This window comes from Undibacterium sp. Jales W-56 (assembly GCF_025548535.1).
In the GTDB taxonomy this organism is placed as follows: Bacteria; Pseudomonadota; Gammaproteobacteria; order Burkholderiales; family Burkholderiaceae_D; genus Undibacterium.
Genome location: NZ_JAJLQW010000005.1, coordinates 70,485 through 93,180, shown reverse-complemented (window position 1 = coordinate 93,180; position 22,696 = coordinate 70,485). Strand labels below are relative to the sequence as shown.

At 50.8% G+C, this 22,696-nt stretch carries 19 protein-coding genes; 14 read left to right on the top strand and 5 right to left on the bottom strand.

What is annotated here, in order from left to right:
• Nucleotides 1-3 precede the first annotated feature (3 nt).
• Nucleotides 4-1,356 carry a CHASE3 domain-containing protein gene (locus LPB67_RS14075; RefSeq protein ID WP_262837908.1) on the bottom strand — a complete coding sequence of 451 codons (1,353 nt, stop codon included), beginning with the start codon at nucleotides 1,354-1,356 and terminating at the stop codon, nucleotides 4-6.
• A 314-nt stretch (nucleotides 1,357-1,670) separates the two neighbouring features.
• Between LPB67_RS14075 and LPB67_RS14070 the strand changes: the two genes are divergently transcribed.
• The gene (locus LPB67_RS14070; RefSeq protein WP_262837907.1) at nucleotides 1,671-2,054 is read left to right on the top strand and encodes a response regulator; all 384 of its coding nucleotides are present in this window, start codon (nucleotides 1,671-1,673) and stop codon (nucleotides 2,052-2,054) included.
• 103 nt (nucleotides 2,055-2,157) lie between these two features.
• Here LPB67_RS14070 and LPB67_RS14065 read toward each other — a convergent pair whose 3' ends face one another.
• A complete protein-coding gene (locus LPB67_RS14065; protein ID WP_262837906.1) occupies nucleotides 2,158-2,790 on the bottom strand; it encodes a response regulator transcription factor in 633 nt (210 codons plus the stop codon).
• A 348-nt stretch (nucleotides 2,791-3,138) separates the two neighbouring features.
• Here LPB67_RS14065 and LPB67_RS14060 point away from each other — a divergent pair, with 348 nt between their 5' ends.
• The 8 genes from LPB67_RS14060 to LPB67_RS14025 all read left to right on the top strand — a co-directional run bounded on the left by LPB67_RS14060 (nucleotide 3,139) and on the right by LPB67_RS14025 (nucleotide 13,496).
• Entirely contained in the window at nucleotides 3,139-4,848 is a 1,710-nt protein-coding gene (locus LPB67_RS14060) for a methyl-accepting chemotaxis protein (protein ID WP_262837905.1), read from the top strand.
• An 87-nt stretch (nucleotides 4,849-4,935) separates the two neighbouring features.
• Complete coding sequence (gene cysC, locus LPB67_RS14055) at nucleotides 4,936-5,631, top strand: adenylyl-sulfate kinase (protein WP_262837904.1); 696 nt, start codon at nucleotides 4,936-4,938, stop codon at nucleotides 5,629-5,631.
• Between the two features lie 6 nt (nucleotides 5,632-5,637).
• Nucleotides 5,638-6,615 (top strand): hypothetical protein, encoded by a 978-nt coding sequence (locus LPB67_RS14050; protein ID WP_262837903.1) that lies wholly within the window; start codon nucleotides 5,638-5,640, stop codon nucleotides 6,613-6,615.
• Between the two features lie 31 nt (nucleotides 6,616-6,646).
• Nucleotides 6,647-7,708: a sulfotransferase family protein gene (locus LPB67_RS14045; RefSeq protein WP_262837902.1), complete on the top strand. Its 1,062-nt coding sequence runs from the start codon at nucleotides 6,647-6,649 to the stop codon at nucleotides 7,706-7,708.
• Between the two features lie 394 nt (nucleotides 7,709-8,102).
• Nucleotides 8,103-9,308, top strand: a complete 1,206-nt coding sequence (locus tag LPB67_RS14040; RefSeq protein WP_262837901.1) for a porin — start codon at nucleotides 8,103-8,105, stop codon at nucleotides 9,306-9,308.
• A gap of 14 nt (nucleotides 9,309-9,322) precedes the next feature.
• The gene (locus LPB67_RS14035) at nucleotides 9,323-9,730 is read left to right on the top strand and encodes a hypothetical protein (RefSeq protein WP_262837900.1); all 408 of its coding nucleotides are present in this window, start codon (nucleotides 9,323-9,325) and stop codon (nucleotides 9,728-9,730) included.
• Nucleotides 9,731-9,935: 205 nt separating this feature from the next.
• Complete coding sequence (locus tag LPB67_RS14030) at nucleotides 9,936-11,540, top strand: methyl-accepting chemotaxis protein (protein WP_262837899.1); 1,605 nt, start codon at nucleotides 9,936-9,938, stop codon at nucleotides 11,538-11,540.
• A gap of 228 nt (nucleotides 11,541-11,768) precedes the next feature.
• Nucleotides 11,769-13,496 (top strand): methyl-accepting chemotaxis protein, encoded by a 1,728-nt coding sequence (locus tag LPB67_RS14025; RefSeq protein ID WP_262837898.1) that lies wholly within the window; start codon nucleotides 11,769-11,771, stop codon nucleotides 13,494-13,496.
• A gap of 168 nt (nucleotides 13,497-13,664) precedes the next feature.
• Here the strand turns inward: LPB67_RS14025 and LPB67_RS14020 are convergent, their stop codons facing one another.
• Both LPB67_RS14020 and LPB67_RS14015 read right to left on the bottom strand, forming a co-directional pair.
• Entirely contained in the window at nucleotides 13,665-14,246 is a 582-nt protein-coding gene (locus LPB67_RS14020) for an ATP-dependent Clp protease proteolytic subunit (RefSeq protein WP_262837897.1), read from the bottom strand.
• A gap of 106 nt (nucleotides 14,247-14,352) precedes the next feature.
• A complete protein-coding gene (locus tag LPB67_RS14015; protein ID WP_262837896.1) occupies nucleotides 14,353-15,549 on the bottom strand; it encodes a M20 aminoacylase family protein in 1,197 nt (398 codons plus the stop codon).
• 197 nt (nucleotides 15,550-15,746) lie between these two features.
• Here LPB67_RS14015 and LPB67_RS14010 point away from each other — a divergent pair, with 197 nt between their 5' ends.
• The 5 genes from LPB67_RS14010 (at nucleotide 15,747) to LPB67_RS13990 (ending at nucleotide 21,489) form a co-directional block, all read left to right on the top strand.
• Nucleotides 15,747-17,348, top strand: coding sequence for an ABC transporter substrate-binding protein (locus tag LPB67_RS14010; protein WP_410482750.1), 1,602 nt, complete (start codon nucleotides 15,747-15,749; stop codon nucleotides 17,346-17,348).
• A 102-nt stretch (nucleotides 17,349-17,450) separates the two neighbouring features.
• The gene (locus LPB67_RS14005; RefSeq protein WP_262837895.1) at nucleotides 17,451-18,428 is read left to right on the top strand and encodes an ABC transporter permease; all 978 of its coding nucleotides are present in this window, start codon (nucleotides 17,451-17,453) and stop codon (nucleotides 18,426-18,428) included.
• Nucleotide 18,429: 1 nt separating this feature from the next.
• Nucleotides 18,430-19,353 (top strand): ABC transporter permease, encoded by a 924-nt coding sequence (locus LPB67_RS14000; RefSeq protein ID WP_262837894.1) that lies wholly within the window; start codon nucleotides 18,430-18,432, stop codon nucleotides 19,351-19,353.
• Nucleotides 19,354-19,363: 10 nt separating this feature from the next.
• On the top strand, nucleotides 19,364-20,410 hold the full coding sequence (locus tag LPB67_RS13995) for an ABC transporter ATP-binding protein (protein WP_262837893.1): 1,047 nt from the start codon (nucleotides 19,364-19,366) through the stop codon (nucleotides 20,408-20,410).
• Between the two features lie 68 nt (nucleotides 20,411-20,478).
• The gene (locus tag LPB67_RS13990) at nucleotides 20,479-21,489 is read left to right on the top strand and encodes an ABC transporter ATP-binding protein (RefSeq protein ID WP_262837892.1); all 1,011 of its coding nucleotides are present in this window, start codon (nucleotides 20,479-20,481) and stop codon (nucleotides 21,487-21,489) included.
• A 655-nt stretch (nucleotides 21,490-22,144) separates the two neighbouring features.
• On the opposite strand, the gene LPB67_RS13985 is transcribed toward LPB67_RS13990, so the two are convergent.
• A complete protein-coding gene (locus tag LPB67_RS13985) occupies nucleotides 22,145-22,690 on the bottom strand; it encodes an ureidoglycolate lyase (protein WP_262837891.1) in 546 nt (181 codons plus the stop codon).
• Between the last annotated feature and the right edge of the window lie 6 nt (nucleotides 22,691-22,696).

Here is a 22,696-nt window from a genome sequence, read left to right as displayed (position 1 = left end):
TGGTTAGCGAGGAAATCGCGCCTCAATCACGGTACCTTTGTTACCCTGTCCTCGAGCCGCGCTAAAGACGCCGCCCAGCAATAAGGTACGCTCGCGCATTCCCAATAGCCCGTATGAACGGGTAGTAGTGATCGCGTCGGCCGGAATACCGATTCCATCATCTTCAATTTTCAAACACAGTTCGGATGGATTGTTTTTTAAACTGACTTTGACGTGAGTTGCGCGAGAATATTTAATCACGTTTGTCAGAGATTCTTGCGCGATCCTAAATAAGGCGATTGACCAGGAAGGATCCTTCAGCACAATATCCTCATCAATCTCGGTCGCCAACTTCAGGCCAGCTATGCGCGCTACTTCTTCGCTGTAGGTTTGTAAAGACATGGACAATCCCAGAGTGTCCAACATGCTCGGCCGCAGATTTTCTATAATTTTTCGCTTGAAATCGACCACCTGCAACAGCGTTGTTTTTACCCGATGCAATTGTGCAAGCAGCTCTGGTTCAATTGAGTGCAATTTATCTGCAAGCATGGAAATGTCCATGTTGATTGCGGTTAAACTTGCCCCCATTTCGTCGTGTAACTCCCTTGCCAGTTTGGCTTTTTCTTCCTCTGAAACACTCAGCAAGTGTCGCGACAACACCGATAGCTGCTTGGTACGTGTCGATACGATCGCTTCTAAATTATCGTTTGTCTGTTGCAATGCAGCCTCTGCCTTGCCCTGTTTGACAAAGCTATCCTGAATCAACCGATAAAATAACATCAGCACTAAAACAGCAATCGCGTTAATCATATTGCCGATCCATAGCGCATGATGGTGCTGCTCGTAAAATAATGTGCGTCGATTATTTAAAAGTTCTAATTCTTCTTTTTCCATAATCACGTCCATCAACCGAATTTCATCCATAATGGATTTACCCTCATCGGTTTGAATTATTTTAACGACCTCCGCAAGCCCACCGGTCTTATAGATTTCAATTTCTTGTGAAAATTTTTGTAGCTTGCGATCAAACAACATGCGTAGCTGCGTCAAATTTTTAACTTGATTTGGATTATCTTTTGTCAGTTTTTCCAGTAATTTGAATTCCTCTCCCAGATCAGCCAAAGCAGTTTTTTGGGGACCCAAAAATATTTCGTCTCCCGACAAATAATACCCACGCAAACTGTTCTCGGCATCCATGATGAGTAAATTCACATTTTTTAAATGGTCTTTGACAGTCCAGGTGTGATCCATCCAATCATTTTCATTTTTTAACTTCCGCATATTTTGATAGTTTGAAAATGCATTGCCGATCAGGGTAACTATGCAAATAATGAATAAAATCGTAATGTATTTCGGCAATAGGCGAATCTTTTCCACTTTAACTCCTAACGATTAGTCAGCTTTGCGGGTTAACTCAGTGACTGCTTAAAACCAAGTAAATTGAGTAATCAGGATTTTTAACGGATGCTATGGTTTTTTTAACTAAAAATAAAGCTCTATTGCTCCATTGCGTCCATAAACACACAACCGTAGGTGGCGTCCTACACGAAGTTCAGTGATTTGCGACTGTTGATCGATTTTTCTATCGCTACAATAAAGTAATGAATATGTCTGAATTTTTATTCTCCTACCGCCAGATAAAAATTTGGACACTGGATCTGATCTACTAAAACATGATTGAGGCAAGTTGAATGCAACGGCGCCATTTAAAGGTATATCTCATTGAGGACTCCGCGCAAGTCCGCAGTCTATTGACGGAGATGTTTAACAGATTCAGTGGCGTAGAAGTAATTGGCTTTGCAGAAACCGAGAGGGAGGCATTAAAGCAACTCAGGGAAGTACTATGGGATGTCGCAATTATTGATATTAGTCTGAGCGAAGGGAATGGACTGGCTGTGCTGGCCGGTTTACAACACGACGCTCGTCATTATGGCAAACGTTTTGTATTTACCAGCTACCCGACAGAAGTCTTGCGCAGGCATAGCGTAAAGTTAGGTGCCGATGAATTTTTCGATAAATCCAGAGAAATGGAGTTGCTGGTCAATCGAGTGCGTGAGTTAGTGCCTGTGGAATGAAACGCTCTCTTCAACATGCGATTATCGGCATAAGCATCGATCTGCGTTTGAATTAAAGTCGCATCACCAGCAGCCTTCATATCGCGAACAGGCCCTAGGTGCTTTATTCCAGCAAATTATTTTTCAGTGCGTAATAGGTCAAATCGCTATTCGACTGTAGATGCATTTTCTCCATGACTCTGCTGCGGTAAGTACTAATTGTTTTTACGCTGAGAGATAAGATGTGAGCAATATCTGAAACTGACTCTCCCTTAGCTAAACGCAAAAAGACTTGAAATTCACGATCTGACAGCTCGGTGTGACGTGCAACCAGAGCATCATGATCAAATCCCTGAGCCAAAATCTCACCCACCTCAACGCTGACATAGCGTCTTCCGGCGGCTGCAGTGCGAATTGCTTTGGCTAATTCGTCGCTGGAGCATTCCTTGTTTAAATATCCGTTGGCCCCCATTCTGAATAAATTAATCGCATATTGCTGGGCGGGGTAGCCAGTAACTATCAACACCGGCAAATCGGGCTGACCTTGTTTTATTGAACGTAATATATCTACTCCGCTCTGATCCGGCATACCAATGTCAAGCAGTACGACATCGCACATATTTTTGCGTGCTATATCAAGAGCTTCCCTGCCATTACTCGCTTCTGCGACGATTTGCATATCGTCAAACCCAGAGAATATTTGTTTAAACCCCGCACGAATAATTTCGTGATCGTCACAGATGGCAACGCGTATCATTTTTTCCTCAGCTTATAGCGGAAACAACGCAGCATAGACGCTGTATAAAATCATCACGGCAGCGACTCTGCCAATTTGATCATTGCAATAAATTCTACACTAGAGAGCAATAGTCAAGAATAAAGCTGGTAGTTCATTGCTTAAATTCAATTAAATTTCCTATTGACATCATTGAGAAATAATCTATTGTTAACTTTAGTTAAATTATATGAAACTAATTAACATGAAATAAAGACTAGAGGCTGTTTCTCGCCACATCCTGACTGATTATTGACATATAGAACAATATTGCCTTTAGGAAATATTGTTCTATATTGGAATATCTGCTTTGCTCATCAAGGGGAAATCATGAACTTTGGAAATATGAAAGTCTCAACGCGCTTGACAATCGGTTTTGGATTAGTTTTATCGCTACTGTTGACTGTGTTGCTGCTTGGTGTCAATCGTATGGCGCAAATGCAAAATCGCATGGAAGAAATCGCCAATGTGAACAATGTAGAGTCCAAACTGGCGTCCACCATGTATCTGACAATTACGGAACGCGCATTGGCATTACGTAACCTGATACTTCTAAGTGAAGAAGCTGAAATTCAAATTGAAGTAAATCGCATCAAGGCGCAGGCAAAAAAGTATGCGGAGGCAGAGGAAAAACTGGAAAAAATGATCGCTGCCGATCCGAATAATCCGCCCGACCAGCTGGCACTACTAAACAAGATCAAGGAGCAATCGAAACTGTCCGAGCCCTATATCGCCAAGGGGACTGAACTCGGATTACGAAAACTTGGCGATGACGCGTATAAATTATTGCGGTTTGAGTTTCGCCCCGTGCAAAAAAAATGGTGGGAGATGCTGAATGAATTTATCAGCACAAAAGAAAAACAGACTACCCAGGCAATTACAGATGCGGAAAAATCCTACGAGAGCGCGCGATCATTGATGTTTGTATTTGGCGGCGCAGCTTTATTGATCGGTGTGACCGCTGCTTATTTAATCGTTCGGAGCTTGCTTAAACAGTTGGGGGGCGAGCCGCAATATGCTGCGCAAATTGCGGAAAAAATTGCACACGGTGATTTGACAATTCCCATCAAATTGGCAGCGAATGATCAATCCAGCTTATTACATGAAATGCGGGAAATGCAGCAAAGCCTGGCCAATATTGTTGGGCAGGTACGCTCCGGAACCGTTACCATCGCGACCGCCTCCAGGCAAATCGCCGCCGGCAATATGGACTTATCCTCTCGTACCGAGATGCAAGCCGGATCATTAGAAGAAACCGCTTCTTCCATGGAGGAACTGACCTCCACGGTCAAACAAAATGCGGACAATGCCAGACAAGCCAATCAGTTAGCCGTATCGGCCTCCGATGTTGCCGTCAAAGGTGGTGTTGTCGTATCGGAAGTGGTACAAACCATGGGTTCCATTAATACATCCTCGCGCAAAATTGTCGACATTATTGCGGTCATAGACGGGATTGCTTTTCAAACCAATATTCTTGCATTGAACGCGGCGGTAGAGGCGGCCCGGGCCGGCGAGCAGGGACGCGGGTTTGCGGTTGTTGCCAGCGAAGTACGGAGCCTGGCACAAAGATCGGCAGATGCCGCAAAAGAAATTAAAAAACTGATTGATGATTCAGTGCAAAAAGTCGATGAAGGCGCGAGGCTGGTGGATCTGGCCGGACATACCATGGAAGAAATCGTCGCGAGCATCAAACGCGTGACCGATATTATGGGTGAGATCATGTTAGCCAGTCAGGAGCAAACCACAGGGATCGAGCAAATCAATGAAGCCATCATGCACATGGATGATGTTACCCAACAAAATGCCGCGTTAGTGGAGGAAGCCGCCGCCGCAGGATCATTGCAACATCAAGCCGATGATCTGGAGAGTGTGGTCAGCACTTTTACATTGGATGAGCAAAAAGTTTTACATTCGGAACAAAAATCGCCGCTTGCAAAAGAAAAAAGAAATGTCATTCCCATGTCCCACAGGGTGACTAAGACCATACACTCCTCTGCGTCTGGCGAGATGAAGCGCATTGCCAACTTAGATAAAGGATGACGCAATCCCCCGATAGTCAGTACGCATACATGTTGAAATTTTTAGGTGTCAAATTTGATCGGGTGATCTTTAATTTTTGGAATTAGCATGCGCACTAATTTAGCTTCGGACAAACTCAGTCCTGATGATCTTGAGCAGATGGATGTAAAAAATCAGTTCGGTCGATTTGCGATAGCGCCGCAGGCGAGAGGCCTTGATGTGACCTGGCATGACGGGGAAGTTTCTTTGGCAGTCAGGCAAAAATTGCTGCGTCAACGTGCTGCCACCTTGTGGTTGACGGGCTTAAGCGGATCGGGGAAATCAACGATTGCGTTTTCTCTTGAAAAATTCCTTTTAGAAAAAGGGCATGCTTGCTTCGCGCTGGACGGCGACAATTTGCGCCATCACTTGAATAGCGATCTGGGCTTCTCTCCTGCCAACAGAAGGGAAAACATACGGCGTGCGGCAGAGGTGGCGCATCTGATGAATGAGGCTGGCATGATAGTCATCACCGCATTCATTTCTCCATTTCAGGCCGATCGGGCGATGGCGCGGGAAATTATCCAGCATCAGCGCTTCATTGAGGTGCATATCAGCACTTCTGTACCCGTCTGTGAACAACGCGATCCCAAGGGCTTATATCAAAGGGCGCGTTCGGGTGAGATTCCCGAATTTACCGGCGTTTCCTCTCCGTATGAAAAACCATTGACGCCAGAAATGACGCTGGATGCTGAATTCCTGTCGATAGAATCTGCCACGCGAAAACTCTACGATTATCTGATCCATCACAATTTCATTGAATGACGCAATATGTCTCCAGCAGATAAGTCCAGCGTTGCGGCATTCGATGTTTTTAATGGTGATGCAGATGGTATCTGTGCGCTGCATCAGTTGCGTCTTGCCATGCCAGCCGACGCCACTCTCATTACGGGAGTCAAGCGTGACATTCAATTGTTGCAGCGCTTCCACTCATCGGCAGGTGACCAGATTACCGTGCTGGATATTTCTCTGGATGCGAATGTGGAGGCCCTCAAACAGCATCTGAACAACGGTGCCAGAGTTGTCTATTTTGATCACCACAGCGCGGATCGGGCATTTGCGCATCCGCTGCTGGATTTATATTGGGATGACGCCTGCGATACCTGTACCAGCCTTCTGGTGAATCGCTATTTAAACGGAAAGTATGTGTTGTGGGCGATGGTCGCCGCATTTGGCGATAACCTGATGGCGACCGCGCATGCTATGGCTGCGCAAAGAAGATTGACTACCGCACAAGAGCTGCTGTTGTCGAAACTAGGGACCTTGCTTAACTATAATTCTTATGGCGAAAAACCGGAGGACTTAGCCATCTTGCCGGTCGAACTATATCGAAATCTGCACAATTATCCAGACCCGTTCGAATTTGCGGCGAATTCGTTTTGCTACTCTCTATTGCAGCACTCATACACACAAGATATGTCCTTACTGCAAGCCTTGCAGCCGTCCTGGCAGCAAAGCAATGGGGCAATTTATTTACTGCCAAACCAGACCTGGGCAAAACGTATCTCAGGCTTGCTGGCCAATCGATTGGCGGAACAGGACAAGTGCTTATCTTTCGCGGTGCTTAGCGAAAAAACAGATGGCTCCTTTTTGGTTAGCGTCCGTGCCGCGAATCCTCGTTTAAAACCTGCCAGTGAATTTTGCGCATGTTTCCCCGGCGGTGGCGGCAGACGCGCGGCGGCCGGTGTGAATAGCCTTCCCGCATCAGAACTTTCCGCGTTCACAACACGTTTCTTTTCATATTTTTAGCCTTTTCTTTTTAGAACATCTGGAGAAAAAAATGACGACTGCTACCCTACTCGCGTTCAGGCCAAAACCCGTATTGATGATTCCCTTGCGTCGCTGCGGTAGTCATGCTTTGCGATTACGGTTAAATAATAGTAAGGAATTTTATTCGCCCTATCCCTTGCATATTGTTGACTTCATTCCATTAGTGCCCCGGTATGGCGACTTATCCGATGATCGGGCTTATTTTCAATTAATCGTCGATGTCATTGGTTTGCAATCGGCCAGTATGGTGAAATGGAAAAATATTGTTTTTGATCCGGTAGAGATTTTTGAAGCGCTGCGAAATCAAAAGCGTAGCGTGCATAAAATTTTATGGGAATTATTATTGCGCGCCGGCGAACAACATCAAGCGACCGTCGTCATGGACAAATCTCTGGATAGCGTGCATTACGCAGAAGAACTGTTTGAGCTGTTTCCCGATATGCTGCTACTGAATGTAGTACGCGACCCCAGAGCGCAGGTCGCTTCGATGAACCGGGCCATTATTCACGACTACGATTCCGCCTTAAATGCACTGAGCTGGCTTGAGGCGCATCAAGTAGCGCGATCATTGATCTCGGACTATCCGGAGAAAGTGCTGACGATACGCTACGAAGATTTTTTATCGAACCAGGAATCCGTTTTAAAAAGTATTTGCCATTTTTTTGGCATTGCATTTTTGCCGGAAATGCTAGACATCGGACAATCGAATGAGGCGCAGAAAATTTCTCGACTTTCGGCCTTATGGGAGAGCAATTGCTTCCCTCCGGTGATGGCCAATATTGACAAGTTTAAACAGCAATTGACGATCGATGAAATCAAAATAATTGAGACCTTGACCAAGGATTTCATGAAATTATATGGCTATGAATTGATGACCGACGCCAACCTTGATATATCCAATCATAGCTGGATGCAAGCGCGTGAAAATTCAGCAAAGGCAAAAGATCAGGCTTGGAATACGTTGAAAAACGATAATTATAAAGATTATGTTTTGCGCCGGTTTCGGGTCGACTATCTGAGCGGCCTGAGTAACAGGTTGCCGGACCATTCAACGACCAATGCCATTCGATAGAAAATGCTTGAGAGCCATAAACAGAATAGACCCAAAGTCGATGGGTCTGTGGGTCTATTAATAATGATCAAAGTTAACGCACTACTCTAAACCAAACCAATCTGAAAATTGGATGAATACACGAAAAGTCACAATTCTGTTGTGAAATCGTACGGAACGCAGGCGTTAACTTGATTTATGTCCCCGATCGGCTAATCTAGGTTGGAAATGATAACAAATGTCAACTTTGCCACTCAGCATCATTTCCTTGTGGCAATATTCGGCTTCGTTCGAAATGTGCCATGCAATCCGCACATTTCTGCTTGTCACCTCATTGCTGCGCATCTTCCACTGGCAAATGATTGCAGTCGTTCAAGAAAAAAATCGCGTGAACAAAAAAACTCAAGGAGAGAAAATGAAATTAATACCTTATCTGGCTCTGCTGGCATTGCCTCTGGCAATCTCAAGCGCCTACGCCGCCGACCCGACTGACGGACCGACCGTCACTATCAGCGGTTTTGGTACTGCCGCGCTGACACGCTCCAATACCGATGATGCCGAATTTGCGCGTGTAGGGCAATTGGCAGGTGTCAAGTCCAGCGCAAAAACCGGTGTGGATTCGAATTTCGGCATCCAGGCAACTGCCAAGATGAACGACTGGCTGTCGTTGACCGGGCAAGGCCTGGTCAGCAAGCATATTACCGATGAATACGGTGCGGAGTTAAGCTGGGCGTTTGCGAAATTCAAAGCCTCCGACAAGTTAAGCATACGTGTTGGACGCATGGGACTGCCGGTCTACATGATTTCCGACTACCTCAATGTTGGTTATTCGAATACCTACTTGCGTCCGCCGGTAGAAATGTACAGCCAGGTCAATTTGCAAAATGTTGACGGGATTGATGCGATCTACCAGACTTCATTTGGCGAAAGCACGCTGACTAGCCAGGTGGCTTTCGGCAAATCCGAAACCAAAGGTAACGGCAATGCCTATACCGTCAAATTCACCACCATTGCAGGGATCAATCTGGTCCTGGAAAATGGTCCGTTCACTGCGCGTTTTGGTCACATAACGACCAAATTCAATGTGGATGATTCGGCTTCGTTAAATGCGGTTGTCGGTGGCCTGCGAAAATATGGCTTCCAGTCTGCTGCGGATAGCCTCAAGATTCACGATAACAAGGCGAGCTTCACTTCGCTTGGCCTGGGCGTTGATTGGAAAAACTGGATTGTGCAATCGGAATATGGCGTGCGTAAATCCGAGAGTTTGTCGCTGCCGGATACCACCTCCTGGTACACCATGCTGGGCTATCGCGTAGGCAAGTTCACACCTTACTACCATCATGCCTCGGTTAAACAGGATAGCCCGAGAACAGTCGCAGGTTTGCCAACCACCGGCCCTCTGGCTGCTCTCACTGCGGGGGCGAATACCTTCGCTTCGCTGGCATCGATACAAACCAGTAACAGCATAGGATTGCGTTGGGATTTCAGTAAATCGGCTGACCTGAAATTGCAATTGGACCGTTTCTCTCCAGAGAGCGGGCCAGGAACTTTTATCAATGCAAAACCCGGCTTCAAAGGTCCTGTGACCGTGTTTGCGGCTGCCGTTGATTTTGTATTTTAAGGAAAGAGCCGATTATGAAAACAATTCAAACATTACTGTTGGCGGTAACTTGCGCTGTCGCGACTATTTCTGCCATGGCCGAAGTTGTGGTCGTCGTGAGTCCCAAAAATCCTGCGCCGCAAATGAGTTCAGAACAAGCAGCGCAATATTTTCTGGGTAAATCGACCGCATTGACACCGATAGATCAGCCCGAAAGTTCACCAATCCGCGGTGAGTTTTATAAAAAACTGGCCGACAAGGAAGCCTCTCAGGTTAAAGCGATCTGGTCTAAATTAGTCTTTACAGGCAAAGGAACGCTGCCGAAAGAATATGGTTCCAGCGCGGACGTGAAGAAAGCAATTGCTGCCGACGCTAATCTTATCGGCTATATTGAGAAGTCCGCTGTGGATTCCTCGGTAAAAGTTGTAGCCACCTTGCCTTGATGAGGTGTTGTGCATGGTATTTGTAATTGACTAGTTGGGGATCGGAGACACTTTGCCCGACCGCCGCTTACATAAGCAGCAATGAAATCCGCCACATCCCGGTGTGGCGGATTTTGATCATTCTTTGATCGCCTTTCAACAAAAAATTTTAATAATAAATTTTAATAATAAACATACCTACAGAGACAATTAAAAGGCGCACGCTATGAGTATCAAACGCAGAATTTGGGCATTGCCAATCATCGCGACCGTTATCTTCGGCGTAGGACTTGCGGTCAGCGTGTATTTTTCAACGACAGCGATTTCATCGATCAAGACTACCGAGACGGTCGATTACCCGGTGCTGGATCGGGCGAAGGTACTGTCTGCCGATGTGCGCGGCTTGACCGATGCACTCAAAGATGCGGTATCCGAGGGCGATAAAAAACGTATCGATGTGGTTGCTGAGAGCGCCAAAAAAGTCAAAGAAAAATTACAAAAACTCGGTGAAGTGCCGGGACAAAAAGCCTTGGCAGATAAGTTGACGACCGAGTTCGATGCTTACTATGCGCCAGCCATTAAAGTCGCCAAAATCATGATGGAGATCGAGCAAGGCGATCCCCAGGCAGAGATAGGCAAGATGCAAAGTGCATTAAAAACCCTGGAAGCCGATTTGGCGAAAACGGTCGAAGGCGCGCAAAAGCAATTTGCCTCAGGCGTCGAAAAAAGCGGCGATAACGTGCGCAATGTGCTGTACACCAGCATCCTGGTCGCTTTAATTGTGACGATTTCGCTGGGTATCGTCTCGTTTTTTGTCGTGCGCACCATCTGGCAACAACTGGGCGGTGAGCCGGAATATGCGCGTGAGATCGCAGCGGCGGTCGCTGCCGGCGATCTGAGTATGAGCATCGAGATGGAAGCCGGCGACAGCACGAGTTTATTAGCCGCGCTGAAAGAGATGCAGGAGCGCTTGCAGCACATGGTGGCGGATATCAAGATATCGGCAGAAACCATCAAGCTTGCCAGCTCTGAAATCGCCTCCGGCAATGCGGATTTATCCAGCCGTACCGAGTCTCAGGCCAGCAGCCTGGAAGAAACCTCGAGTTCGATGGAGACGCTGACCGACACGGTCAAGCAAAATGCGGATAATGCCCGCCAGGCCAATCAATTGGTCGAAAGCGCCTCCGATGTCGCGGTCAAAGGCGGCCACGTGGTAAGCCAGGTCGTCACGACCATGGCGGACATCAATCATTCATCGAAAAAAATCGTCGATATCATTGGTGTCATCGACGGCATCGCTTTCCAGACCAATATCCTGGCGTTGAATGCGGCAGTAGAAGCGGCCCGCGCCGGCGAGCAGGGCCGCGGTTTTGCGGTAGTCGCCGCCGAGGTGCGCAATCTCGCGCAACGCAGTGCGGCGGCAGCCAAAGAAATTAAGACCCTGATCGGCGACTCGGTCGACAAGGTGAATGTCGGCTCGCAATTAGTCGATCAGGCGGGCAATACCATGGATGAGATCGTCGCCTCGGTCAAGCGGGTCAGCGACATCATGTCCGAGATCACTTCCGCAAGCCAGGAGCAAAGTGCGGGCATACAAGAAGTCAGCATTGCGATAGGCCAGATGGATGAAATGACGCAACAAAACTCGGCGCTGGTTGAACAGGCCGCTGCGGCAGCCGAATCATTGGAAGAACAGGCAGATCACCTGACCAGCGCGCTCGATGTGTTTAAATTGTCCACGACTGGCTCGAATCGCGGTACGACTGCGCGCGCAACCAATCAGGCATTGAAAACGCAAGCCTATCAGGCCAAGGCGATTGGCATGGATTAAGTCTGCCAAGCTGACCTCAGACTAGCGAAGTTATATTTTTCTCAAGCCCGCTTGACATGGGTCAGGCGGGCTTTTTTATATCGACACGCTTTGCTCACCATACTTTTATATGGCCCGGCAAAAGTATATTTTCCCGTTGGTCGCGCGTATATTGTTTAGTCAGGGCATGTGTTTTCAGCGGCTTGCCCGGCGGTGTCATCTTGTCACTATCTGTTGGGAGCACTTATCATGAAATTATTTTATAACTTGCGGATTTCAGCAAAACTCTATGTGGGTTTTATAACGCTGCTGCTGCTCACCGGCTTCCTCGGGATTTTTTCGGTTTATCAATTGGCGCAAGTCAATCAAACCGCGAATGACCTGGGCACCAACTGGATGCCCAGCGTTGATGCGGCAATGGGCATCAAAGAACGGGTATCGCGTATCCGCTCGCAAGAAGCGCAGGTGGTCTCTGCCGAGAGTCCCGAAGAAGCCGATAAATATGCCGGGCGTGTCAAAGAAGCGGTGGTCGGCCTGCGTGAGAATGAAAAGAAATATCAGGCGCTCATCAGCAGTGCGGCCGAAAAAGCGGAATTCGACGATTACCTGAAAATGATGGGCAATTATCTCGTGCTGTCGGACAAGATGACGGCATTGGCGCGTGAAGGCAATAACAAAGAGGCCACGGCAATTTTACGCAATGAATCCTCTAAGCTGAACACGCAAATTCGTAGCATCGTGGATAAGCTAGTCAAAATCAATAGCGACGGCGGCACTGCGGCTTACAAACGCGGCGAAGAGGTCTACCGGAGTTCGCGGCTGTGGATCATGGGCGTATTGGCTGCGAGTATTTTGCTGGGTTTGACGCTCGCCTATTGGATTGCCCATGTGGTGGCCAGCCCTCTGCAGCATGCGGTCAAGGTGGCCCAGACCGTGGCCTCAGGTGATTTAACCAGTCACATTGAAGTACGCAGCCTGGATGAAACCGGCCTGCTGTTGCAGGCCTTAAAGGAAATGAATGCCAGCCTGTTAAAAGTCGTCACGGAAGTGCGCAGCGGCACCGACCAGATTGCCGAAGCATCGGCGCAAATTGCCGAAGGCAACCTGGACTTGTCTAACCGGACCGAAACCCAGGCCAGCTCGCTGGCCGAAACCGCCTCCTCGATGGAGGAGCTCACCTCCACGGTCAGACATAATAGCGACAACGCGCACCAGGCGAATCAACTATCGATTTCAGCCACCGCAGTCGCACTCAAAGGCGGTAATGTGGTGTCGCAGGTGGTCGATACCATGGGCTCGATCAATGCATCATCCAAGAAAATTGTCGATATTATTGCAGTCATCGACGGCATCGCTTTTCAAACCAATATCCTGGCGCTGAATGCCGCAGTCGAAGCCGCCCGAGCCGGTGAGCAAGGGCGCGGATTTGCCGTGGTGGCATCCGAGGTGCGCAACCTGGCACAACGTTCCGCCAGCGCCGCCAAAGAGATCAAGGAGCTGATCAACGATTCGGTAGAAAAAGTCGATCAGGGCTCGCGTCTGGTGGACCAGGCCGGCAGCACCATGCACGAAGTGGTCGAAAGCGTGAAGCGTGTCAGCGACATCATCAGCGAAATCACGGCAGCAGGTGCGGAGCAAAGTTCAGGGATCGACCAGATTAACACCGCCATCGCGCAGATGGATCAGGTCACCCAGCAAAATGCAGCACTGGTGGAAGAAGCAGCGGCCGCAGCCAGCGCATTGCAAGACCAGGCCGCCAATCTCAGCGAGGTCGTCAGCGTGTTCAAGCTTGATCAAAGCAGCATGCGCCGCACACCACCAGCCAATGTGAGCCGCCCTGCTGCCACCTCAGGCAAACCCAAAGCGCTTACCGGTGCCTTGCCCAAACCGGCGGTCGCGGCCAAACGCCAGGACACCAAGAGCACCGCCAGACCGAAAGCTACTACGGCTGAAACCGGCGACTGGGAAGAGTTTTAATTCAGTTCAGCAGACCTGCGCTCATCTAGGTAAAAGCACAGGCAAAAAAAATAGCAGGAAGGATACTCCCCCTGCTATTGATCAAAATATACCTTGATCCGCATATTTTATCTGCGGTCTAAAAATATACTACTGCCCAGTATTTAAAAATACGATCGTCTAACGGATTCAGGCAGTCAATTCCGTTTGCTTGACGATGATGCTGGACACCAGGCCGTAATCTTGTGCTTCGGTCGCGCTCATCCAGTAATCGCGGTCGATATCGGCGGTGACTTTCTCCAGGGTTTGCCCGGATTCACGGGCGATCAAGCCTGCAATCCGTTCGCGGACTTTAACGATTTCACGTGCCTGGATCGCGATGTCGCTCGCTTGTCCGCCCGCGCCGCCGCTGGGTTGATGGATCAGGAAGCGGGTATTGGTCAAGCAATAGCGGCGCTCTTTGGGCACCGATAAAAAGACATTGACCGCCGCACTGCCGACCCAGCCTGTGCCGACCATATTCACCGGCGCATCGATGAAGCGCACCATGTCATGGATCACATCGCCGGATTCGACATGGCCGCCGGGAGACGAGACCAGCATCGTAATCGGCTCTTTGGATTCGGCAGCCAGCGCGATCAGGCGCTGGCTGACTTCGGAAGCGAGCTTGTCGTTAATCGTGCCAAACACCAGTACGGTACGCGATTTAAAGGCTTTTTCTTCGAGAAAAGGGCTGCGTGCCGTGCCGTTATTGTCTTTGTCGTCTGCCATGAGTATGCCCTTGCTGTATAGGTTGTATCGATTGTAGAAAGTACGTCCGGATAACGGATTGATCAGAGTCGCGATTTATGCAACTCGTAGAGACCCCAGATGGCTATTAAACGGCTTTTTTCAAGTAGGCTTCCGCCAGCCTGACCCAATAGGTTGCGCCAATCGGCAGCAAATCATCATTAAAGTCATAGCTGGGATTGTGCAGATTGCACGGTCCCAGTCCATGCCCCATTTCGCGATGCTCGCCATCGCCGTTGCCGAGGAAGACATAGCAACCCGGCTTGGCTTGCAGCATAAACGCAAAATCTTCAGCGCCCATGGTGGGCTCGACCTGGTCATTGACTTGCGCATCGCCGACGATGGCGCGCATCACTCCGGCCGCGAACGCCGTTTCCTTGGCATGGTTAATCAGCGGCGGGTAATTGCGTTTGAATTTGAAATCCACCTGTGCATCGAAGGCCGCAGCCGTATGTTCGGCAATCGTCTGCATGCGGCTTTCGATCAGGTCGATCATCGCTGTGCTGAAGGCGCGCACCGTGCCGATCAGGGTCGCCTCATCGGGGATCACATTGGTCGCGCTGCCTGAATGGATTTGCGTCACCGACAGCACCGCCGCTTCCAGCGGGCTGGCGTTGCGACTGACGATGGTTTGCCAGCTTTGCGCAATCTGGATCGCGACGATAATCGGATCGATGCCTTTGTGCGGCTGTGCCGCATGCGCGCCCTTGCCTTTGACGATGACTTCAAATTCATTCGAGGACGCCATCATCGGCCCCGCGGTCACGCCAAAACTGCCGACCGCCGCACCAGGCCAGTTGTGCATGCCGAATACCGCTTCCATCGGGCATTGCTGAAACAAGCCATCGTCCATCATGCGCCTGGCACCGCCGCCGCCTTCTTCGGCCGGCTGGAAAATCACATACACCGTGCCGTCAAATGTACTGTGGCGCGATAAATAATGGGCGGCGCCGAGCAGCATCGCCGTGTGCCCATCATGGCCGCAGGCATGCATTTTGCCTTCGTGTTTGGATGCATGCGCGAAGCTATTGATTTCCTGCATGGGCAGCGCATCGATGTCGGCGCGCAAGCCGATCGCGCGTGAGCTGCTGCCGTGTTTGATGATGCCGACCACGCCGGTTGTACCTAGCCCGCGGATCACGGGGATGCCCCATTCCTGCAGCTTGCCGGCAACCACGTCGGAGGTGCGATGTTCTTCAAAGCAGAGTTCGGGATGGGCGTGGATATCACGGCGTATCTGTTGCAGTTCGCTGTGGAACTGGATGATGGGGTCTATTAATTGCATGTCGGTCTCCGTGCAACAACGATCATATCTTGCGCCAAAATAGGGCGCAGTGTATGTTGTAATTGCGTAAATTTTCTATGGTCAGGCTGATTAGTCAGCGCGCGTCATGTTTTAGTGTAAAGCATTTTTTGTTGAGATGAAGGGCGCCGGTCCGGTCGCCCGTATTTTTCTGAACCTCTAGGGAGTTGTCTATGTCGATGTTACTCGCAATTCGCATTAAACCCCGTGCCGCTTTGCTGGCCGCCAGTATGAGTGCCTTGTTTGCCCTGACGCCGGCGAGTTTCGCACAAGAATTCAAACTTGCGATGAGTTCGCCGCCGACTTCGCTTGATCCGCATTTTTATAATTTATTCCCTAACCTGAATGTCTCTGACCATATGTTTGAGACCCTAGTCGCAATGGATGCCGACAGCCGCATCATTCCCGGCCTGGCTGAGTCCTGGACCCTGATCAATAACCTGACCTGGGAAATCAAGCTGCGCAAGGGCGTCAAGTTTCACGACGGCGCCGACTTGACGGCGGAGGATGTGATCTGGTCGCTGGAGCGGCCTGCGACCATCGTCAATAGTCCGGGTAAATTCGACGTCTATACCCGCGCCATCATCAATAAAAAAGTCATTGATCCCTACACCCTGCGCCTAACCACCAAAGAACCTTATCCGCTCTTGCTGTCTGATCTGACCGCGGTATATATCGTGTCGAAAAAAGCCACGCAAGGACTCAGCAGCGATGACTTCGGCTCGGGCAAGGGCATGGTCGGTACCGGGCCGTATAAGTTCGCCAAATTCCTGCGCGACGATCGCATAGAGATGGACCGCTTCGACGGCTATTGGGGTAAAAAACCAGCGACCTGGAGCAAGGTGACCTTGCGCTTCATCCCGAATGGCGCCACCCGCATCGCAGCATTGCTGGCCGGTGATGTGCAGGCGCTGGAGAATGTGCCGACACCGGATATTGCACGGGTGCGTAGCGATAACAACCTGAGCATGACGTCCAAAGTCTCGCACCGCCTGATCTACTTATATCCGGATACCTCACGCGACAAATCGCCGTACGTGACGGATAAGGACGGCAAGCCGCTCGATAAAAATCCGTTGAAAGATATCCGCGTGCGTAAGGCGATCTCGATGGCGATCAATCGCGAAGCGATTAAAGACCGCGTGATGGAAGGCTTATCGCAACCGACCAATAATCTGGTGCCCCTGACTTTATTCGGCCACAATCCCGATCTCAAAGTCGTCAAATACGACCCCGAAGCGGCGAAAAAATTAATGGCGGAAGCCGGCTATGCGAATGGTTTTGGCATCACGATTCATACACCGAACAATCGCTATATCAATGACGAGAAAATCACCCAGACCATCGCCCAGATGCTGTCAAAAATCGGCATCGTCGCCAAGGTGGAAGGGGCGCCGATGTCCGTCTATGCCGCGCGCGGCGTCAAGCGTGAATACTCGCTGGGCTTGCTGGGCTGGGGCGCGCAAACCGGCGAAGCATCGTCGCCGTTGCGTGCAATCGCTGCCTGCGATGAGCCGGAAAAAGGTTTTGGCGGGAATAACTATCTCAAGTATTGCAATCCCAAAGTCAATGAATTGCTGAGCCTGGCCTTGAACACGGTCGATGACAAAGCGCGCCTGAAATTATTGCAGGATGCAACCGCGATTGTGATCAATGACGCCGGCATTATTCCGATTCATCAGCAGGTCACGACCTGGGCAATGAAAAAGAATATCAGTTATATTCCGCGCACCGACGAGCGCACCCATGCGTATGAATTCAGCGCCAACAGCGGCAAATGAGGCGGCAATCCGCCTTGACTCGACCGGATAGCAAAGCGTAAACAAGACGGCGGTCGCTCCGCAGATCCGGAGCGGCCATTTATTTACTGACAGGGATATTGCATGCTGGTTTTTATTATTCGGCGCCTGATACAAAGTGTCATGGTGTTGCTGGTGATGTCCTTACTGGTGTTTGCCGGTGTGTATGCGATCGGCAATCCTATCGATGTACTGATCAGTCCGGACGCCGACCAGCTCGAAAGAGCCCGCACCATAGCCGCGTTTGGCCTGGATAAATCCTTGCCCGAGCAGTACTGGATCTTTTTAAGGAATGCCTTGAGCGGCGACATGGGACGTTCATTTGCCTTCTCGACACCGGCCCTGGCGCTGATTTTTGAACGCATGCCCGCAACCCTGGAATTGGCAGTCTGTGCCATCGTGATGGCGATAGTCTTGGGGGTTCCGCTCGGTTTGTGGGCCGGTCTGCGCCCTGATGGCATCGCCGGAAAATCGATCATGGCGGTCTCGATACTCGGCTTCTCTTTACCGACTTTTTGGGTCGGCCTGATGCTGATCATGGTGTTTGCCGTCCAGCTAGGCTGGCTGCCGTCAAGCGGCCGGGGCGAAACCAGTTTGCTGTTCGGGATACCGGTCAGTTTTTTAAGCTGGGATGGTGTGCGTCATATCCTGATGCCGGCCATGAACCTGGCGCTGTTCAACGTCGCGCTGGTGATTCGCCTGACGCGCGCCGGCGCCCAGGAAGCCTTGTTGCAGGACTATGTCAAATTCGCCCGCGCCAAAGGCTTGCGCAACCGCCGCATCATCGGCGTGCATGTACTGAAAAATATCCTGATCCCTATCGTCACCGTGATTGCATTGCAGTTCGGCTCTATCATCGCATTCGCGATTGTGACTGAATCGGTGTTCGCCTGGCCGGGCATGGGCAAGCTGATCATCGATTCCATCCGCGTACTCGATCGCCCGGTGATCGTGGCCTACCTGTTACTCATCGTGACCCTGTTTATCCTGATCAATTTAGCGGTGGATGTCTTGTACTCGCTGCTCGATCCACGGGTCCGGCTCTCAGAAGCGAAGGCTTGATATGACAACGATTCCTCCAGATCAGACCGCAAGACAGTCCCTGCCCGAAGATACGCCGTTGCGCCGCTTTGTCCGGCAATTTTTTGAAAGCAAAATCGCGACTATGGGTTTAGTGATTCTGGTGCTGATTCTGTGCGCAGCGATATTCGCACCTTTTATCTCGCCGCAAAATCCCTATGATCTCGGTAATCTCGATGTCATGGATTCGCGACTGGAGCCCGGCCAGTTGTCGGCAGATGGCAAGCTACGTTTTTTGATGGGTACCGATGAGCAGGGACGCGACATGCTGTCGGCGATTATTTATGGTTTGCGGATTTCGGTGGCGGTTGGCGTGATCAGTACCGTGATCGCTTTGCTGATCGGTTTGTCGCTGGGCTTATTCGCGGGCTATGCCGGCGGTAAAACCGAAACCCTGATCATGCGCATCGCCGATATCCAGTTATCGTTTCCGCCTATCCTGATCGCCCTGATTTTGCTGGCGCTGACCGGACAAGGCGTCGGCAAAATCATCATCGCCTTGGTCGCGGTCCAATGGGCCTATTATGCACGCACCGCCAGAAGTGCGGCACTGGTCGAGCGCAAGAAGGAATACATCGAAGCCGCAGCAGGTCTGGGCCTGTCGCCAGCGCGCATTATCCTGCGCCATCTCTTACCCAATTGTCTGCCGCCATTAATCGTGATCGCGGCCTTGCAAGTCGCATCGGCAATTTCGCTGGAAGCGACGCTGTCTTTCCTCGGCCTGGGTTTACCGGTGACCGAACCTTCGCTCGGCTTATTGATCGCGAATGGATTTCAATACCTGTTATCGGGAAAATACTGGATCAGTTTTTTCCCGGGCATTGCGCTGCTGGTGACGGTAGTCGCGATCAATCTGGTGGCGGATCAATTGCGCGATGTCTTGAATCCGCGTTTGCAGACGCAATAAGGAAGGCTCTATGTTACCTACCTCATCCGCGTCACCCACTTCATCTACGCCGGACGCAACACTGGTGGTCGAGCACCTGACCACCGAATTCCATACCCGTGCCGGTGTGGCGACGGCAGTCAATGATGTCTCTTTTGCCGTGATGCCGGGACAAATCATGGGACTGGTCGGCGAATCCGGTTCGGGTAAATCGATGACCGGCTATTCCATCATGGGATTGATTGACGCGCCGGGCAAAGTCGCTGGCGGGAAAATTCTGCTCAAGGGCCGTGATCTGCGTACCATGTCGGCCGAGCAGATGCGCCAGGTACGCGGCGACCGCATCGCCATGATTTTCCAGGATCCGATGATGACCCTGAATCCGGTGCTACGGATTGATACCCAGATGACCGAGGCGATTTATGCGCATCATCAAGTCGGCCCGGCGACCGCCCGCGCGATGGCGCGCGATGCGCTGGTGCGCGTCGGTATTCCTGCGCCGGATGAACGCCTGCTGGCGTATCCGCATCAATTCTCGGGCGGGATGCGGCAAAGGGTGGCGATTGCGATTGCCTTGCTGAATAAGCCAGACCTGATCATTTGCGACGAACCGACCACCGCACTCGACGTCACGATACAGGGGCAGATCCTGTTTGAAATGCAAAAGCTGTGTCGCGAATCAGGCACCTCATTGATCTGGATTACCCATGACCTGTCGGTGATCGCCGGTCTGGCAGATACCATCAGCGTGATGTATGCGGGACGCATCGTCGAAAGCGGGACGGTCGAACAGGTCCTCAATCGACCACGCCATCCCTACACCCACGGCCTGATCGCGTCGGCGCCATCGCGCAATCCTGTAGGCCAGCCGCTGCGCCAGATTGCGGGCATGACGCCATCGCTTTTACAGCTGCCTGGCGGCTGTGCATTTCGCGAACGCTGCGATCGTGCCGATGCGGCCTGCGCGGAAGATCCGGCGACACGCGAATTCGATGAGCGCCTGCTGCGGTGCTTTCATCCTGTGCTGAATGTGATTGGTGTGACCGATGTGACTGACTGCAGCGGGCAAGCGGCATGACTCATCTTGCAGCAACCACCTCTGCCGGAGCCGTTTTCCCGACACCAACCAAGACCTTAGCGGACTCAATGACAACATCCACTTCCTCACCCCCTATCTTGGAGCTGCGCCAGGTCAGTAAACGTTTTGTGAAGCCGCTGGATACGGCGGCAAAATTGGCGAATCTGCTGGGTGCCGATCTGCAGCCGCAGGTTGTGCATGCAGTTGATCATGCGACGCTGCTGATACCAGCAGGCGAAGTCGTTGGTCTGGTCGGTGAATCCGGTTGCGGGAAATCCACCCTGGGCCGGATGGCGGTCGGCTTGCATAGCCTGACTGAAGGTTCGCGCTGGTGGCGCGGACGCGAAGTTGCGGGCCTGGATAAGCAGGCGCAGCGCGATATCCGCCTGGCGATCCAGATGATTTTTCAAGACCCGTATGCATCATTGAATCCAAGGATGCGGATCCGGCATATCGTCGGCGAAGCGCCGCTGGTGCATGGCCTGATCAATGCGTCCGAACAACAAGACTATGTCGAGCAGTTACTGCAAAAAGTCGGACTGGATCCGGCGGTCGCGACACGCTTTCCGCATCAATTCTCGGGCGGCCAGCGCGCCCGTATCGGCATTGCCCGCGCGCTGGCCGTCAAACCCGAATTTTTGGTCTGCGATGAGGCGGTGGCTGCGCTTGACGTGTCGATACAGGCGCAGGTCCTGAATCTGTTTATCCGCTTGCGCGATGAGTTAAACCTGACGTATTTATTCATCAGCCATGACCTCGGCGTGGTACGCCATTTATCCGACCGTGTGGTGATCATGTATCTCGGCCGCATAGTCGAATCTGCTCCCACTGCCGAGATTTTTAGCCGGGCGAACCATCCCTATACGCAGGCGCTGCTGGCATCCGCACCGAAACTCGAAGTCAGGAAAACGACTTTTATCGCCATCAAAGGCGAAATTCCATCCCCGTTGCATCCGCCGGGCGGCTGCCATTTTCATCCGCGCTGCCCGCATGCGATGCCGCGCTGCGCGCTTGAACAGCCGGCGCTGACTGAGATCGCCCCGCGGCATTTTTCTGCCTGTCATTTGAATGGGGCATGATGAAATGTTGACTCAGATTTGAATGCAATTTGCCGGGCAAGCAGTCAAACGAATGAAGCAATGCAAGTTATTTCTTTTGGTGATGTCTGGTATACAAAAAATAAAGAAGCATTATTTGCTGCACTGCGATATATTGGACTCGTCTCCTCCAACACCGTAAAAGGTTTGGATTTCAGCCCGCTCCGTTAAGGTAGCGGGCTTTTTTTTGACTGTGGCACTGACAGAGCTAAAAACGGGAGGATGCCGGAATTAAATTTCCATAAGGCTATAAATCATCGGATTTGATATGCGATTTATGAATGAATGATATGCAAAAATAGTGTTTGGCTTATTTGTTGCGCTGCGATATAGTTACACCTGTCTCCTCCAACACCTCCTAAGGTTTGGATTTCAGCCCGCACACTCTGCGGGCTTTTTTTTTTGCTCAGTCAAAAAGGCGCATGGATTGATGCAATTGCAAAGCGTTTCGTAATGAGGATTATTATTCATCAAAACAATAACCGATATGTGAATAATAAAGCAGATATATTTGCTGCATCGCGATAAAGTAACTCTGTCTCCTCCAACACCGCAAAGGTTTGGATTTCAGCCCGCTCCGTTAAGGTAGCGGGCTTTTTTTTGAAATTTTCCGGTACTGACAGCGATGCTGGGGTGTTTAAGGGCTGACGGGATCAACCTGGTTTTTCCTGGCGGCTTTTAAAGCTGCCTCAGTCAGCCACAGATCCGTGGCTAAACTCAGCTCATCGCAATTATGTCCTTGCCCGATTCTGTCCATGACAATGAAATCGCTGAGCTTGTGCAAAGCGATCAGTGGATGATGCCAGACACCTTTTGCATAATTCACGCCTTGAAAGCCCCGGCACAAAAACGCACGTAGTCCTTCGGGCCGGAAGTCGCCTGCTGGCGCCACCACCACCAGGTATTCGTCCAAAGGATCGTGCGTCATCGGTACAAAGGCCTGGCTACCGAGAGGATGGCGTTCCATCACGCGGATTTCCAGCGGCATGGCGCGTGGCTGCGCACGAAACAGGCTGAGTATGGTTTGCCCGTTCCCGTCGCCGGTATCGGCGGATGTCAGCGCATGATAGCGCTCCGTCGTCCCCTCGTTGATGGGATAGTGGCGCGCGCCGTCAAGCATGATGACGTCGCCAAACGGCGCGAAGGCGGCACGGCTGAGGGTTTCAATGTGGATGGCGGGCATAAATTT

Bases quoted from the DNA above. Each gene is read 5' to 3' on its own strand.
- LPB67_RS14015 (WP_262837896.1), bottom strand. From the start codon at position 15,549: ATGCAATTAATAGACCCCATCATCCAGTTCCACAGCGAACTGCAACAG.
- LPB67_RS14070 (WP_262837907.1), top strand. From the start codon at position 1,671: ATGCAACGGCGCCATTTAAAGGTATATCTCATTGAGGACTCCGCGCAA.
- LPB67_RS13985 (WP_262837891.1), bottom strand. From the start codon at position 22,690: ATGCCCGCCATCCACATTGAAACCCTCAGCCGTGCCGCCTTCGCGCCG.
- LPB67_RS14045 (WP_262837902.1), top strand. From the start codon at position 6,647: ATGACGACTGCTACCCTACTCGCGTTCAGGCCAAAACCCGTATTGATG.
- LPB67_RS13990 (WP_262837892.1), top strand. From the start codon at position 20,479: ATGACAACATCCACTTCCTCACCCCCTATCTTGGAGCTGCGCCAGGTC.
- LPB67_RS14025 (WP_262837898.1), top strand. From the start codon at position 11,769: ATGAAATTATTTTATAACTTGCGGATTTCAGCAAAACTCTATGTGGGT.
- LPB67_RS14040 (WP_262837901.1), top strand. From the start codon at position 8,103: ATGAAATTAATACCTTATCTGGCTCTGCTGGCATTGCCTCTGGCAATC.
- cysC (WP_262837904.1), top strand. From the start codon at position 4,936: ATGCGCACTAATTTAGCTTCGGACAAACTCAGTCCTGATGATCTTGAG.
- LPB67_RS14065 (WP_262837906.1), bottom strand. From the start codon at position 2,790: ATGATACGCGTTGCCATCTGTGACGATCACGAAATTATTCGTGCGGGG.
- LPB67_RS14020 (WP_262837897.1), bottom strand. From the start codon at position 14,246: ATGGCAGACGACAAAGACAATAACGGCACGGCACGCAGCCCTTTTCTC.
- LPB67_RS14050 (WP_262837903.1), top strand. From the start codon at position 5,638: ATGTCTCCAGCAGATAAGTCCAGCGTTGCGGCATTCGATGTTTTTAAT.
- LPB67_RS14030 (WP_262837899.1), top strand. From the start codon at position 9,936: ATGAGTATCAAACGCAGAATTTGGGCATTGCCAATCATCGCGACCGTT.
- LPB67_RS14000 (WP_262837894.1), top strand. From the start codon at position 18,430: ATGACAACGATTCCTCCAGATCAGACCGCAAGACAGTCCCTGCCCGAA.
- LPB67_RS14010 (WP_410482750.1), top strand. From the start codon at position 15,747: ATGTTACTCGCAATTCGCATTAAACCCCGTGCCGCTTTGCTGGCCGCC.
- LPB67_RS13995 (WP_262837893.1), top strand. From the start codon at position 19,364: ATGTTACCTACCTCATCCGCGTCACCCACTTCATCTACGCCGGACGCA.
- LPB67_RS14035 (WP_262837900.1), top strand. From the start codon at position 9,323: ATGAAAACAATTCAAACATTACTGTTGGCGGTAACTTGCGCTGTCGCG.
- LPB67_RS14005 (WP_262837895.1), top strand. From the start codon at position 17,451: ATGCTGGTTTTTATTATTCGGCGCCTGATACAAAGTGTCATGGTGTTG.
- LPB67_RS14060 (WP_262837905.1), top strand. From the start codon at position 3,139: ATGAACTTTGGAAATATGAAAGTCTCAACGCGCTTGACAATCGGTTTT.